The organism is Amycolatopsis sp. 505, from assembly GCF_031625235.1.
Taxonomy (GTDB): domain Bacteria; phylum Actinomycetota; class Actinomycetes; order Mycobacteriales; family Pseudonocardiaceae; genus Amycolatopsis.
In genome coordinates this window covers 647,872-662,943 of record NZ_JACKQP010000001.1, presented here as the reverse complement: position 1 = coordinate 662,943, position 15,072 = coordinate 647,872, and the positions used below count along the sequence as shown (strand labels likewise).

Sequence of the window (15,072 nt, the reverse complement as noted above, 5' to 3'; positions counted from 1 at the left end):
AGAACATGTCCGCGCCGAACGAGCAGATCGTTGACGCACTGCGCGCTTCGCTGAAGGAGAACGTCCGCCTCCAGCAGGAGAACGCCGCGCTCACCGCGGCCGCGGCGGAGCCCATCGCGATCGTCTCCATGGCCTGCCGCTACGCGGGCGGGATCCGCGGCCCGGAGGACTTCTGGCGCGTGGTGTCCGAAGGCGCCGACGTCTACACCGGCTTCCCGGAGGACCGCGGCTGGGACGTCGAAGGCCTCTACCACCCGGACCCCGACAACCCGGGCACGACGTACGTGCGCGAAGGCGCCTTCCTGCAGGACGCGGCCCAGTTCGACGCCGGGTTCTTCGGCATCTCGCCGCGCGAGGCCCTCGCCATGGACCCGCAGCAGCGGCAGCTCCTGGAGGTGTCCTGGGAGACCCTCGAACGGGCCGGCATCGACCCGCATTCGGTGCGGGGCAGCGACATCGGCGTCTACGCCGGGGTCGTCCACCAGGACTACGCCCCCGACCTCAGCGGGTTCGAGGGTTTCATGAGCCTGGAGCGCGCGCTGGGCACCGCGGGCGGCGTCGCCTCCGGCCGGGTCGCGTACACGCTCGGCCTCGAAGGCCCCGCGGTCACCGTCGACACCATGTGCTCGTCGTCGCTGGTGGCGATTCACCTTGCCGCACAAGCCCTTCGCCGCGGTGAGTGCTCGATGGCCCTGGCCGGTGGCTCGACCGTGATGGCCACGCCGGGCGGGTTCGTCGGCTTCGCGCGGCAGCGCGCCCTGGCCTTCGACGGGCGCTGCAAGTCCTACGCCGCGGCCGCCGACGGCTCCGGCTGGGCCGAGGGCGTCGGCGTCCTGCTGCTGGAGCGGCTCTCGGTGGCCCGCGAACGCGGGCACCAGGTCCTGGCCGTCATTCGCGGCAGCGCGGTCAACCAGGACGGCGCGTCGAACGGCCTGACCGCGCCGAACGGCCCGGCCCAGCAGCGCGTCATCCGCAAGGCCCTCGCCGCCGCCGGGCTGGCACCGTCCGATGTGGACACGGTGGAGGGGCACGGTACGGGGACCGTGCTCGGCGACCCGATCGAGGTCCAGGCTTTGCTGGCCACCTACGGGAAAGACCGCGAGACGCCGTTGTGGCTCGGCTCGGTCAAGTCGATCGTCGGGCACACGCAGGCGGCGTCCGGCGTGGCCGGCGTGATCAAGATGATCCAGTCGCTGCGGCACGGGCAGCTCCCGGCCACCCTGCACGTCGACGCGCCCACCCCGCAGGTCGACTGGTCGGCCGGCTCGATCGAGCTGCTGACCGAAGGCCGCGAGTGGCCGCGCAACGGCCACCCGCGCCGTGGCGCGATCTCCGCGTTCGGCGCCAGCGGCACCAACGCGCACATGATCCTCGAAGAAGCGCCCGAAGAGGAGCCGGTGACGTACGAGCCGGCGCCCGCGGGCGTCGTGCCGCTGGTGGTGTCGGCCGCGACCGCGGCTTCGCTGGCGGCCCAGGCCGGTCGGCTGGCGGAGGTCGGCGACGTTCCGCTCGCGGACGTCGCCGGGACGCTGGTGTCCGGCCGCGCGATGCTCAGCGAACGCGCGGTCGTCGTTGCCGGTTCGAACGAAGAAGCCGTCACCGGGCTGCAGGCGCTGGCCCGCGGCGAGAGTGCCCCCGGCCTGCTGACCGGCCGCGGCTCGGGTGCGCCGGGCAAGGTCGTCTGGGTCTTCCCGGGCCAGGGGACGCAGTGGGCCGGGATGGGCCGCGAGCTCCTCGACGCTTCGCCGGTGTTCGCCGCCCGGATCGCCGAGTGCGAGACCGCGCTCGGCCGGTGGGTCGACTGGTCGCTGACCGATGTCCTCCGCGGCGACGCCGATCTCTTGGACCGGGTCGACGTCGTGCAGCCGGCGAGCTTCGCCGTGATGGTCGGGCTCGCGGCCGTGTGGGCCTCGCTCGGCGTCGAGCCCGAGGCCGTGGTGGGCCACTCGCAGGGCGAGATCGCGGCCGCGTGCGTGTCGGGCGCGTTGTCCCTCGACGACGCGGCGAAGGTGGTTGCGTTGCGCAGCCAGGCGATCGCCGCCTCGCTGGCCGGCCGCGGCGGGATGGCCTCGGTCGCGCTGAGCGAAGAGGACGCGACCGCGCGGATCGAGCCGTGGGCGGGCCGGGTGGAGGTCGCGGCGGTCAACGGGCCGACGTCCGTGGTCATCGCCGGCGACGCCGAAGCCCTGGACGAAGCCCTCGACGCGCTCGACGACCAGGGGGTCCGGATCCGGCGGGTCGCGGTGGACTACGCCTCCCACACCCGGCACGTCGAAGCCGCCCGCGACGCACTGGCCGAGATGCTCGGCGGGATCCGCGCGCAGGCCCCGGAGGTGCCGTTCTACTCGACCGTCACCGGCGAGTGGGTCGAAGACGCCGGCGTCCTCGACGGCGGCTACTGGTACCGCAACCTGCGCCGCCAGGTCCGGTTCGGCCCGGCCGTGGCCGCCCTGCTCGAGCAGGGTCACCGGGTGTTCGTCGAGGTCAGCGCCCACCCGGTGCTGGTCCAGCCGATCAACGAACTCGTCGACGACGCCGAAGCCGTCGTGACCGGGACGCTGCGGCGCGAGGACGGCGGGCTCCGGCGCCTGCTGGCTTCGGCGGCCGAGCTCTTCGTGCGCGGCGTGACCGTGGACTGGTCCGGCGTGCTTCCGCCGTCCCGGCGGGTCGAGCTGCCGACGTACGCCTTCGACCACCAGCACTACTGGCTGCGGATGGGCGGGGCGGCGACCGACGCGGTTTCGCTGGGTCTCGCCGGGGCCGACCACCCGCTGCTCGGCGCGGTCGTCCCGCTGCCGCAGTCCGACGGCCTGGTCTTCACCTCGCGGCTGTCGCTGAAGACGCACCCGTGGCTGGCCGGGCACGCGATCGGCGGCGTCGTGCTCATCCCGGGCACGGTCTACGTCGACCTCGCCCTGCGGGCCGGGGACGAACTCGGCTTCGGCGTCCTGGAAGAGCTCGTCATCGAGGCGCCGCTGGTGCTCGGCGAACGCGGCGGGGTCCGCGTGCAGGTCGCGGTGAGCGGGCCGAACGAAACCGGCTCCCGCGCGGTGGACGTGTTCTCCATGCGGGACGACGGCGACGACTGGACCCGGCACGCGACCGGCCTCCTCGGCGCGTCGACGTCCCGGGAACCGGGCCGCTTCGACTTCGCCGCCTGGCCGCCCGCCGGGGCCGAGCCGATCGACGTCGGGAACTTCTACTCCGACCTGACCGAACGCGGCTACGCCTACAGCGGCGCGTTCCAGGGCATGCGGGCGGTCTGGCGCCGCGGTGACGAGGTGTTCGCCGAGGTCGCGCTGCCCGACGACCACCGCGAGGACGCCGGCAAGTTCGGCCTCCACCCCGCGCTGCTGGACGCCGCTCTGCACACCAACGCCTTCGCCAACCCGGACGACGACCGCAACGTGCTGCCGTTCGCGTGGAACGGCCTGGTCCTGCACGCCGTGGGAGCTTCGGCGCTGCGGGTGCGGGTCGCGCCGGGCGGGCCGGACGCACTGACGTTCCAGGCCGCCGACGAGACCGGTGGCCTGGTCGTCACCATGGATTCACTGGTGTCCCGCGAGGTTTCGGCCGCGCAGCTGGAGACGGCGGCGGGCGAGGAGCGCGACTCGCTGTTCCAGGTGGACTGGGTCGACCTGCCCGCGGCCGAAACCGTCGCCACGGACCACGTCCAGGTGCTCGAAGCCGTCGGCGGTGCGCCCCTGGACCTGACCAGCCGGGTGCTGGAAGCCGTGCAGGCGTGGCTCGACGGCGCGGCCGAGGAAGCCCGCCTGGTCGTCGTGACCCGCGGTGCGGTCCGCGAGGTGACCGACCCGGCCGGGGCCGCCGTGTGGGGCCTGGTGCGGGCCGCCCAGGCGGAGAACCCGGGCCGGATCGTCCTCGTCGACACCGACGGCGAGCTGCCGCTGGGTGCGGTGCTGGCCACCGGCGAGCCGCAGGTCGCGGTGCGCGGCGGTGCGTTCTCCGTCCCGCGGCTGGCCCGCGCGGCCGGCGAGGTGCCCGATGCGCCCGCGGTGTTCAGTCCGGACGGGACGGTCCTGCTCACCGGCGGCACCGGCTCGCTCGGCGCGCTCGTGGCGAAGCACCTGGTCGCCCGGCACGGCGTCCGGCGCCTGGTCCTCGCGAGTCGTCGAGGCGTGGCTGCCGAGGACCTCCTCGCCGAGCTGACCGGGCAGGGCGCGGACGTGTCCGTGGTCGCCTGCGACGTCTCCGACCGCGACCAGGTCGCCGCGCTGCTGGCCGAGCACCGCCCGACCGGCGTCGTGCACCTGGCCGGCCTGCTCGACGACGGCGTCATCGGAGCACTGAACCGCGAGCGGCTGGCCGGGGTGTTCGCGCCCAAGGTCGACGCCGTCCGGCACCTCGACGAGCTGACCCGGGACAGCGACCTCGACGCCTTCGTCGTGTTCTCCTCCGCGGCCGCGCTCATGGGCTCGGCCGGGCAGGGCAACTACGCGGCGGCCAACGCCTTCCTCGACGGCCTGATGGCCGGGCGCCGGGCGGCGGGTCTGCCGGGCGTGTCCCTGGCGTGGGGCCTGTGGGAGCAGGCCGACGGCCTGACCGCGCACCTGTCCGCCACCGACCAGGCCCGGATGAGCCGCGGCGGCGTGCTCGCCATGACGCCCGCCGAGGCCCTCGACATCTTCGACATCGGCCTGGCTTCCGAGCAGGCGCTGCTGGTCCCGATCAAGCTCGACCTGAAGACCCTGCGCGGCGGCGGGGAGGTCCCGCACCTGCTGCGCGGCCTGGTCCGCGCGAGCCGCCGGGTGGCCCGGACGGCGGCCGCCAGTGGTGGCGGCGGTCTGGTCCACAAGCTCGCCGGGCGGCCAGCCGAGGAGCAGGAAGCGGTCCTGCTGGGCATCGTCCAGACCGAGGCGGCCGCGGTGCTCGGCTTCAACGCGCCCGAGCTGGCCCAGGGCACCAAGGGGTTCAGCGACCTCGGCTTCGACTCGCTGACCGCGGTCGAGCTGCGCAACCGGCTGAGCGCGGCGACGAGCGTCAAGCTGCCCGCCACGCTCGTCTTCGACTACCCGACGCCGGTCGCGCTCGCCCGGCACCTGCGTGAGGAACTGGGGGAGACCGTCGCCGGGGCGCCCGCCGCGCCGACCGCGGTCGCCGCGGACGCGGGCGAGCCGATCGCCATCGTCGGCATGGCCTGCCGCCTGCCGGGCGGGGTGCTGAGCCCGGACGACCTGTGGCGGATGGTCGCCGAAGGCCGCGACGGCATGTCCGCGTTCCCCGAGGACCGCGGCTGGGACCTGGACGGCCTGTTCGACTCCGACCCGGAGCGCCCGGGCACGGCCTACATCCGGCAAGGCGGCTTCCTGCACGAAGCCGCCCAGTTCGACCCGGGCTTCTTCGGCATCTCGCCGCGCGAAGCCCTGGCCATGGACCCGCAGCAGCGCCTGCTGCTCGAAGCGTCCTGGGAAGCCCTGGAGCGCGCGGGCATCGACCCGACGAAGGCCCGCGGCGACGCCGTCGGCGTCTTCTCCGGCGTCTCCATCCACGACTACCTCGAGTCCCTGAGCAACATGCCCGCCGAACTCGAAGGCTTCGTCACCACGGCCACCGCGGGCAGCGTGGCCTCCGGCCGGGTGTCCTACACCTTCGGGTTCGAAGGCCCGGCGGTCACCGTGGACACGGCGTGCTCGTCGTCGCTGGTGGCGATCCACCTCGCGGCGCAGGCACTCCGGCAGGGCGAGTGCACGATGGCGCTGGCCGGCGGGGTCGCCGTGATGGGCTCGCCGATCGGGGTGATCGGCATGTCGCGGCAGCGCGGCATGGCCGAGGACGGCCGGGTCAAGGCGTTCGCCGACGGCGCGGACGGGACCGTCCTGTCCGAGGGCGTCGGCATCGTCGTCCTCGAACGGCTTTCGGTGGCCCGCGAGCGCGGGCACCAGGTGCTGGCCGTGCTCCGCGGCAGCGCGGTCAACCAGGACGGTGCGTCGAACGGCCTCACCGCCCCGAACGGCCCGTCGCAACAGCGGGTGATCCGGGCCGCGCTGACCACGGCCGGGCTGCAACCGTCCGAAGTGGACGCCGTCGAGGCGCACGGTACCGGCACCGCCCTGGGCGACCCGATCGAGGCGCAGGCGCTCCTGGCCACCTACGGCAAGAACCGCGAGACGCCGTTGTGGCTCGGCTCGCTGAAGTCGAACATCGGCCACACCCAGGCCGCCGCGGGCGTGGCGGCCGTCATCAAGATGGTCCAGGCGCTGCGGCACGACACCCTGCCGCCGACCCTCCACGTGCAGGAACCCACCAAGCAGGTGGACTGGTCCGCGGGCGCGGTCGAGCTGCTGACCGAAGGCCGCGAGTGGGCCCGCAACGGCCACCCGCGCCGGGCCGGCGTCTCGTCGTTCGGCATCAGCGGCACCAACGCGCACCTCATCCTCGAAGAGGCGCCCGCCGAGGAGCCTTCCGAGGCGGACGTGCCCGACGGTGTCGTGCCGGTCGTGGTGTCCGCGCGCAGCACCGCATCCCTGGCGGGCCAGGCCGCCCGGCTGGCGGACTTCCTCGAAGGCGACGTCTCGCTGACCCGCGTGGCCGGGGCCCTGCTGTCGACCCGGGCGACGCTGACCGACCGGGCCGTCGTCGTGGCCGGCTCGGCCGCGGAAGCCCGCGAGGGCCTGACCGCACTGGCCCGCGGCGAGAGCGCGACCGGCCTGGTCACCGGCACCGCCGGAATGCCCGGCAAGACCGTGTGGGTGTTCCCCGGCCAGGGCACGCAGTGGGCCGGCATGGGCCGCGAGCTCCTCGACGCGTCCCCGGTGTTCGCCGAGCGGATCACCGAATGCGCGGCCGCGCTGGAGCCGTGGGTCGACTGGTCGCTGCTGGACGTCCTCCGTGGCGAGGGTGACCTGGACCGCGTCGACGTGCTGCAGCCCGCGTGTTTCGCGGTGATGGTCGGGCTGGCCGCCGTGTGGGCGTCGGCCGGGGTCGTGCCGGACGCCGTCCTGGGCCACTCCCAGGGCGAGATCGCCGCCGCCTGCGTCGCTGGTGCACTGTCCCTTGAGGACGCCGCGAAGGTGGTCGCGCTGCGCAGCCAGGCGATCGCGGCGGAGCTGTCGGGCCGTGGGGGCATGGCGTCGGTCCAGCTGAGCCACGACGAGGTGGCCGCGCGGCTCGCACCGTGGGACGGGCGGGTCGAGATCGCCGCCGTCAACGGCCCGGCCTCGGTGGTGATCGCCGGTGACGCCGAAGCGCTCACCGAGGCCGTCGAAGCCCTCGGTGGCCGGCGGGTGGCGGTGGACTACGCGTCCCACACCCGGCACGTCGAAGACATCGAGGACACCCTCGCCGAGACCCTGGCCGGGATCACCGCCCAGGCACCGGTCGTGCCGTTCTACTCGACCGTCACCGGCGAATGGATCACCGGAGCCGGGGTCGTCGACGGCGGCTACTGGTACCGGAACCTGCGCAACCAGGTCGGCTTCGGCCCGGCCGTGGCCGAGCTGCTCACCCAGGGCCACGGCGTGTTCGTCGAGGTCAGCGCGCACCCGGTGCTGGTCCAGCCGATCACCGACGTGGTGGACGGCACCGAGGTCGACGCCGTCGTCACCGGAACCCTGCGGCGGCAGGACGGCGGGACGCGGCGGCTGCTGACCTCGATGGCCGAGCTGTTCGTCCGGGGCGTCCCGGTCGACTGGACCACGATGGCGCCGCCGGCCCGCGTCGAGCTGCCGACGTACGCCTTCGACCACCAGCACTTCTGGCTCAGCCCGCCCGCCGCGGCCGACGCGCCCGCGCTGGGCCTGGCCGGGGCCGATCACCCGCTGCTCGGGGCGGTCGTTCCCCTGCCGCAGTCCGGCGGCCTGGTCTTCACCTCGCGGCTGTCGGTGCGGACGCACCCGTGGCTCGCCGACGGCGTCCCGAGCTCCGCCCTGGTCGAGCTGGCCGTGCGGGCCGGGGACGAAGCCGGGTGCCCGGTCCTCACCGACCTGACCGTCGAGACACCTCTGGTCCTGCCGGAGAGCGGTGGCCTGCGGGTGCAGGTCGTCGTGAGCGGCGAACGCACGGTCGACGTGTATTCGCAGCGCGAAGGCGACGAAGACTGGACCCGGAACGCCACCGGGCACCTCGCGGCCACCGCCCCGGCGTCCGAGCCGTTCGACTTCACGGTGTGGCCGCCCGCCGGTGCCGAACAGGCCGACGGCGGGTGGCGGCGCGGCGAGGAGCTCTTCGCCGAGGTCTCGCTGCCCGAGGGGCAGGACGCCGGTGCGTTCGGCATCCACCCGGCGCTGCTGGACGCGGCCCTGCGCCCGGCCCTCGCCGACGACGAGCAGCCGGCGGAGTGGCACAACGTGGTCCTGCACGCCGCGGGCGCCTCGGCGCTGCGGGTGCGGCTGGTGCCCGGCGGCGTCCTCCAGGCGGCGGACGAAACCGGCGGCCCGGTCGTCACGGCGGAATCGGTCGTGGCCCGGCAGTTCTCGGCCGGGCAGGCCCGCGCGGGATCGCTGTACCGGGTCGACTGGACCGAAGTGTCCCTTGTGGACGATGCGGTGCCGGATCAGGTCGAGGTGCTCGAAGCGTCCGGCGAGGAGCCCCTGGACCTGACCGCCCGGGTGCTGGAAGCCGTGCAGACGTTCCTCGCCGGCGCGGGGGAGGAAGCCCGGCTGGTCGTGGTGACCCGCGGTGCGGTCCGTGACGTGACCGACCCGGCCGGAGCGGCCGTGTGGGGTCTGGTCCGGGCCGCGCAGGCGGAAAACCCCGACCGGATCATCCTGCTCGACACCGACGGCGAACTCCCGCTCGGTGCGGTCCTGGCGAGCGACGAGCCCCAGGTCGCCGTGCGCGGCGGGAAGTTCTTCGTGCCCCGGATCGCCCGCGCGGAGCAGGGCGGCGACGCCGTGTTCCGCCCGGACGGGACGGTCCTGATCTCGGGCGCCGGCGCGCTCGGCAGCCTGGTCGCCCGGCGCCTGGTCGAACGCCACGGCGTGCGGAGGCTGGTGCTGGCTTCCCGGCGGGGCCCGGACGCCGAGGGTGTGGCGGAGCTGGTCGCCGACCTGGCCGCGGAAGTGTCGGTGGTGGCGTGTGACGTCTCCGACCGCGCCCAGGTGGCCGCTCTGCTCGACGAGCACCGGCCGACCGCCGTGGTGCACACCGCCGGCGTCCTCGACGCCGGTGTCATCGAGACGCTCGACCGGGACCGGCTGGCCCGGGTGTTCGGCCCCAAGGTCGACGCCGTCCGGCACCTCGACGAACTGACCCGCGACCGGGATCTCGACGCCTTCGTCGTCTACTCCTCGGTCTCGGCGGTGTTCATGGGCGCGGGCAGCGGCAGCTACGCCGCGGCGAACGCCTTCCTGGACGGCCTGATGGCCCACCGCCGGGCGGCGGGCCTGCCGGGCCTGTCGCTGGCGTGGGGCCTCTGGGACCAGAGCACCGGGATGGCGGCCAACACCGACGAAGCCACCCGGGCCCGGATGAGCCGCCGCGGCGGCCTGCAGATCATGACCCAGGACGAGGGCATGGACCTGTTCGACGCGGCCCTGCCGTCAGCGGAATCGCTGCTGGTGCCGGCCAAGCTGGACCTGCGCGGGGTGCGCGCCGACGCCGCCGCGGGCGGGACCGTGCCACACCTGCTGCGCGGCCTGGTCCGCGCGGGCCGCCGGCAGGCTCGCACGGCGTCCACTGTGGACACTGGACTGGCCGCCCGGCTGGCCGGCCTCGCCCCGGCGGACCAGCTCACCCTGCTCCTGGACCTGGTCCGGGCGCAGGTGGCGGCCGTGCTCGGGCACGCCGACGCGAACGCCGTCCGCGTGGACACCGCGTTCAAGGACGCCGGCTTCGACTCGCTGACCGCGGTCGAGCTGCGCAACCGGATGCGGACCGCCACCGGGCTCAAGCTGCCCGCGACGCTGGTCTTCGACTACCCGAACCCCCAGGCCCTCGCCCGGCACCTGCGCGAGGAACTCGGCGGCGCGGCCGAGACGCCGGTGACCGCGGCGGCCGCGAAGGCCGACCTCGACGAGCCGATCGCCATCGTCGGCATGGCCTGCCGCCTGCCGGGCGGTGTCGCCGGTCCCGAGGACCTCTGGCGCCTGGTCGCCGAGGGCCGCGACGCGGTGTCGGAGTTCCCGGCCGACCGCGGCTGGGACCTCGAGAGCATCTACGACCCGGACCCGGCCCGTCCGGGCAAGACCTACACCCGGCACGGCGGGTTCCTGCACGAAGCCGGCCTCTTCGACGCGGGCTTCTTCGGGATCTCGCCGCGCGAAGCCGTCGCCATGGACCCGCAGCAGCGGCTGCTCCTGGAGTCCTCCTGGGAGGCCATGGAAGACGCCGGGGTCGACCCGCTTTCGCTCAAGGGCACCGATGTCGGCGTGTTCACCGGCATGTTCGGCCAGGGCTACGTGGCGCCGGGGGACAGCGTCGTCACCCCGGAGCTGGAGGGCTTCGCGGGCACAGGCGGGTCGTCGAGCGTGGCGTCCGGCCGGGTGTCGTACGTGTTCGGGTTCGAAGGCCCGGCCGTGACGATCGACTCGGCGTGTTCGTCGTCGCTGGTCGCGATGCACCTCGCCGCGCAGTCCCTGCGGCAGGGCGAGTGCTCGATGGCACTGGCCGGCGGTGCGACGGTGATGGCGAACCCCGGTGCGTTCGTGGAGTTCTCCCGCCAGCGGGGCCTCGCCGTCGACGGGCGCTGCAAGGCGTTCGCCGCCGCGGCCGACGGCACCGGCTGGGCCGAGGGCGTCGGCGTGCTCGTCCTCGAACGGCTTTCCGTGGCCCGCGAACGCGGCCACCGGATCCTGGCCGTGCTGAGCGGCAGCGCGGTCAACCAGGACGGCGCGTCCAACGGCCTGACCGCCCCGAACGGACCTTCGCAGCAGCGGGTGATCCGGCGGGCCCTGGCCAGTGCCGGGCTGGCACCGTCCGATGTGGACGCCGTCGAAGCGCACGGCACCGGGACCACGCTGGGTGACCCGATCGAGGCGCAGGCCCTGATCGCCACCTACGGCAAGGACCGCGAGACGCCGTTGTGGCTCGGCTCGCTCAAGTCGAACATCGGCCACGCGCAGGCCGCGGCGGGGGTCGCGGGCGTGATCAAGATGGTGCAGGCGCTGCGGCACGAAGTCCTGCCGCCGACGCTGCACGTCGACGAACCGACTCCCGAGGTGGACTGGTCCGCCGGGGCGGTCGAACTGCTGACCGAGGCTCGCGAGTGGCCGCGCACCGGCCGGCCGCGCCGGGCCGGGGTGTCCGCGTTCGGCGTCAGCGGCACGAACGCGCACCTGATCCTGGAAGAGGCGCCCGCCGAAGAGCCGGTGCCCACGCCCGAGGTGCCCGTGGTGCCGGTCGTCGTTTCCGCCCGCAGCACGGCTTCGCTGGCCGCCCAGGCCGGCCGGCTGGCCGGGTTCGCGGCGGGTGACGCGCCGCTGGCGGGCGTGGCCCGGGCACTGGTGACGAACCGGGCCGCGCTGACCGAACGCGCGGTCGTCGTCGCGGGCTCCCGCGAAGAAGCCGTAACGGGCCTGGAAGCGCTGGCCCGCGGCGAAGACACCGCCGCGGTGGTCACCGGCCGGGCGGGGGCGCCGGGCAAGCTCGTCTGGGTCTTCCCGGGCCAGGGCTCGCAGTGGGCCGGCATGGGCCGGGCGCTGCTCGAAGAGTCCCCGGTGTTCGCCGAGCGGGTCGCCGAGTGCGCGGCGGCGCTGAAGCCGTGGACCGATTGGTCGCTGCTCGACGTGCTGCGCGGGGACGCCGACCTGCTGGACCGCGTCGACGTCGTGCAGCCGGCCAGTTTCGCGATGATGGTCGGCCTGGCCGCGGTGTGGCAGGCCGCCGGCGTGCGGCCGGACGCCGTGGTGGGGCACTCCCAGGGCGAGATCGCCGCCGCCTGCGTGTCGGGCGCGCTGTCGCTGCAGGACGCGGCGAAGGTCGTGGCCCTGCGCAGCCAGGCGATCGCCACCCGGCTGGCCGGCCGCGGCGGCATGGCCTCGGTCGCGCTGAGCGAAGAAGAAGCCACCGCGTGGCTGGCGCCGTGGGCCGACCGGGTCCAGGTGGCCGCGGTCAACAGCCCCACCTCCGTGGTGATCGCCGGGGAAGCCCGGGCCCTCGACGAGGTCGTCGAAGCGCTGTCCGGGCAGGACGTCCGCGTCCGGAGGGTGGCCGTGGACTACGGGTCCCACACCAATCAGGTCGAAGCCATCGAGGACCTGCTCGCCGAAACCCTGGCCGGGATCGAGGCGCAGGCCCCGGAGGTGCCGTTCTTCTCGACGCTCACCGGCGACTGGATCACCGACGGTGTCGTGGACGGCGGCTACTGGTACCGGAACCTGCGCAACCGGGTGGGGTTCGGCCCGGCGGTGGCCGAGCTCGGCCGCCAGGGCCACGGCGTGTTCGTCGAGGTCAGCGCGCACCCGGTGCTGGTCCAGCCGCTCAGCGAGATCAGCGACGACGCGGTGGTGACCGGGTCGCTGCGGCGCGACGACGGTGGCCTCCGCCGCCTGCTGACGTCGATGGCCGAGCTGTTCGTCCGGGGTGTGGCGCTCGACTGGACCGCGGTCCTGCCTCCGGCCGGCCGGGTCGACCTGCCCAAGTACGCCTTCGACCACCGGCACTACTGGCTCCGGCCGGCCGAGTCCGCGACCGACGCGGCCTCGCTGGGCCAGGCGGCGGCCGACCACCCGCTGCTCGGCGCGGTCGTCGAACTGCCGCAGTCCGACGGCCTGGTCTTCACCTCGCGGCTGTCGGTGCGGACGCACCCGTGGCTGGCCGACCACGCGGTCGGCGGCGTCGTGATCGTCCCGGGCTCCGGGCTGGCCGAACTGGCCGTGCGGGCCGGTGACGAAGCCGGGTGCACCGCCCTCGACGAGCTGATCATCGAGGCGCCGCTGGTCGTGCCCGCCCAGGGCGCGGTCCGGGTCCAGGTCGCGCTGAGCGGCCCGGACGAGACCGGCTCGCGCACGGTGGACGTCTACTCGCAGCGTGACGGCGGCACCGGCTGGACGCGGCACGCCACCGGCGTCCTGTCGTCGGCGCCCGCCCAGGCCGCGGCGTTCGACTTCCGGGCCTGGCCGCCCGCGGACGCCGAGCGCGTCGACGTCGGCACCTTCTACACCGGCCTCGCCGACCGGGGTTACGGCTACGGGCCGGCGTTCCAGGGGCTGCGGGCGGTGTGGCGGCGCGATGGCGACGTCTTCGCCGAGGTCGTGCTGCCCGAGGACCTGCGCAAGGACGCGGGCCGGTTCGGCGTCCACCCGGCGCTGCTCGACGCGGCCCTGCAGGCCGCGACCGTCGGTAGTGAGCCCGGTGAGCCGGTGCTCGCCTTCGCGTGGAACGGCCTGGTCCTGCACGCCGCCGGTGCCTCGGCCCTGCGGGTCCGGCTTTCGCCGAGCGGCTCGGACGCGCTGTCCGTCGAAGCCGCCGACGAGACCGGCGGCCTGGTCCTGACCATGGACTCGCTGGTGTCCCGGCCGGTTTCGGCCGAGCAGCTGGGCGCCGCGGCCGGCCCGGGCCACGACGCGATGTTCCGCGTCGGCTGGACCGAACTCCCCGTGGGCCGGCTGACGGCCGCCGTGGAGGACGCCGAAGTCCTGGAGGTCGCCGGAGGTGACTCCGCGCTGGCCGCGACCACCCGGGTGCTGGAGAAGCTCCAGGCGTGGCTGGCCGGACCCGAAGCGGAACGCCTGGTCGTCGTCACGCGCGGGGCGGTCCCCGCCGGGGGCGACCACACGCTGACCGACCCCGCGGCGGCGGCGGTGTGGGGCCTGGTCCGGTCCGCCCAGGCGGAACACCCGGACCGGATCGTCCTCCTGGACACCGACGGCGAACTCCCCCTGGACGCCGTCCTGGCCTCGGGCGAGCCGCAGCTCGCGGTCCGCGGCACGACCCTGCTCGTGCCCCGGCTGACCCGCGCCACCCGGATCGCGGACACGCCCGCCGCGTTCGACCCGGACGGCACGGTCCTGGTCTCGGGCGCCGGATCGCTGGGCACGCTGGTGGCCCGGCACCTGGTGACCCGCCACGGCGTGCGGAAGCTCGTCCTGGCCAGCAGGCAGGGCCTGGACGCCGACGGCGCGAAAGACCTGATCAGTGACCTGCCCGACGCGGACGTGTCCTTTGTGGCCTGTGACGTCTCGGATCGGAGCCAGGTGGCCGCTCTCGTCGCGGACCTCCCGGAGCTGACCGGGGTGGTGCACACCGCCGGCGTCTTCGAGGACGGCGTGATCGAGGCGCTGACCCCCGAGCAGCTGGCGAACGTCTACGCGGCGAAGGTCGACGCGGTCCGCCACCTCGACGAGCTCACCCGGGACCGGGACCTCGGCGCCTTCGTCGTGTTCTCGTCCGTCGCCGGCGTGATGGGCGGCGGCGGCCAGGGCCCGTACGCGGCGGCCAACGCCTTCCTGGACGCGGCGATGGCCCACCGCCGGGCCGCGGGCCTGCCCGGCCTGTCCCTGGCCTGGGGCCTGTGGGAACGCAGCAGCGGCATGGCCGCCCACCTCAGCGAGGTCGACCACGCGCGGGCCGGCCGCAACGGCGTCCTGGAACTGAGCCGGGCCGAGGGCCTGGAGCTGTTCGACCTCGGGCTGCGGATGGCCGAATCGCTGCTGGTGCCGATCAAGCTCGACCTGGTCGCCCTGCGCGCTGGCGCGGTGCCGGTGCTGTTCCGCGGCCTGGTGCGGCCGGCCCGGAGCCAGGCCCGTTCGGTGTCCACTGTGGACCAGGGGCTGGCCGGGCTCGCCCCGGCCGAGCGGGAGGCGCGGCTCGTCGACCTGGTGCGCGGGCAGGTCGCGGTCGTGCTCGGCTACGACGGCCCGGAGGCGGTCCGCCCGGACACCGCGTTCAAGGACACCGGGTTCGACTCGCTGACGTCGGTGGAGCTGCGCAACCGGCTGCGCGAGGCAACCGGCCTGAAGCTGCCCGCCACGCTGGTCTTCGACTACCCGAACCCGTTGGCCGTGGCCCGGTACCTGAGCGCGCGGCTGGTGCCGGAGAGCACCGGGAATGGGCACGGCGCGGACGGCGACCGGCTGCGGCACGCGCTCGCGGCCGTCGTGACCGAAGAGCCGTCGATCGCCGACCTCGGTGTCGACGACCTCGTGCAACTGGCTTTCGGCGACGAGTGATGGG

At 74.7% G+C, this 15,072-nt stretch carries 1 protein-coding gene; it reads left to right on the top strand.

The window, feature by feature from the left end:
- Positions 1-5 precede the first annotated feature (5 nt).
- Complete coding sequence (locus tag H5965_RS03140; RefSeq protein ID WP_310967779.1) at positions 6-15,068, top strand: type I polyketide synthase; 15,063 nt, start codon at positions 6-8, stop codon at positions 15,066-15,068.
- The last annotated feature ends 4 nt before the right edge of the window (positions 15,069-15,072 follow it).

What these genes read in the sequence shown, in the direction of transcription:
- H5965_RS03140 (WP_310967779.1), top strand. Translation starts at nt 6, where the DNA reads ATGTCCGCGCCGAACGAGCAGATCGTTGACGCACTGCGCGCTTCGCTG.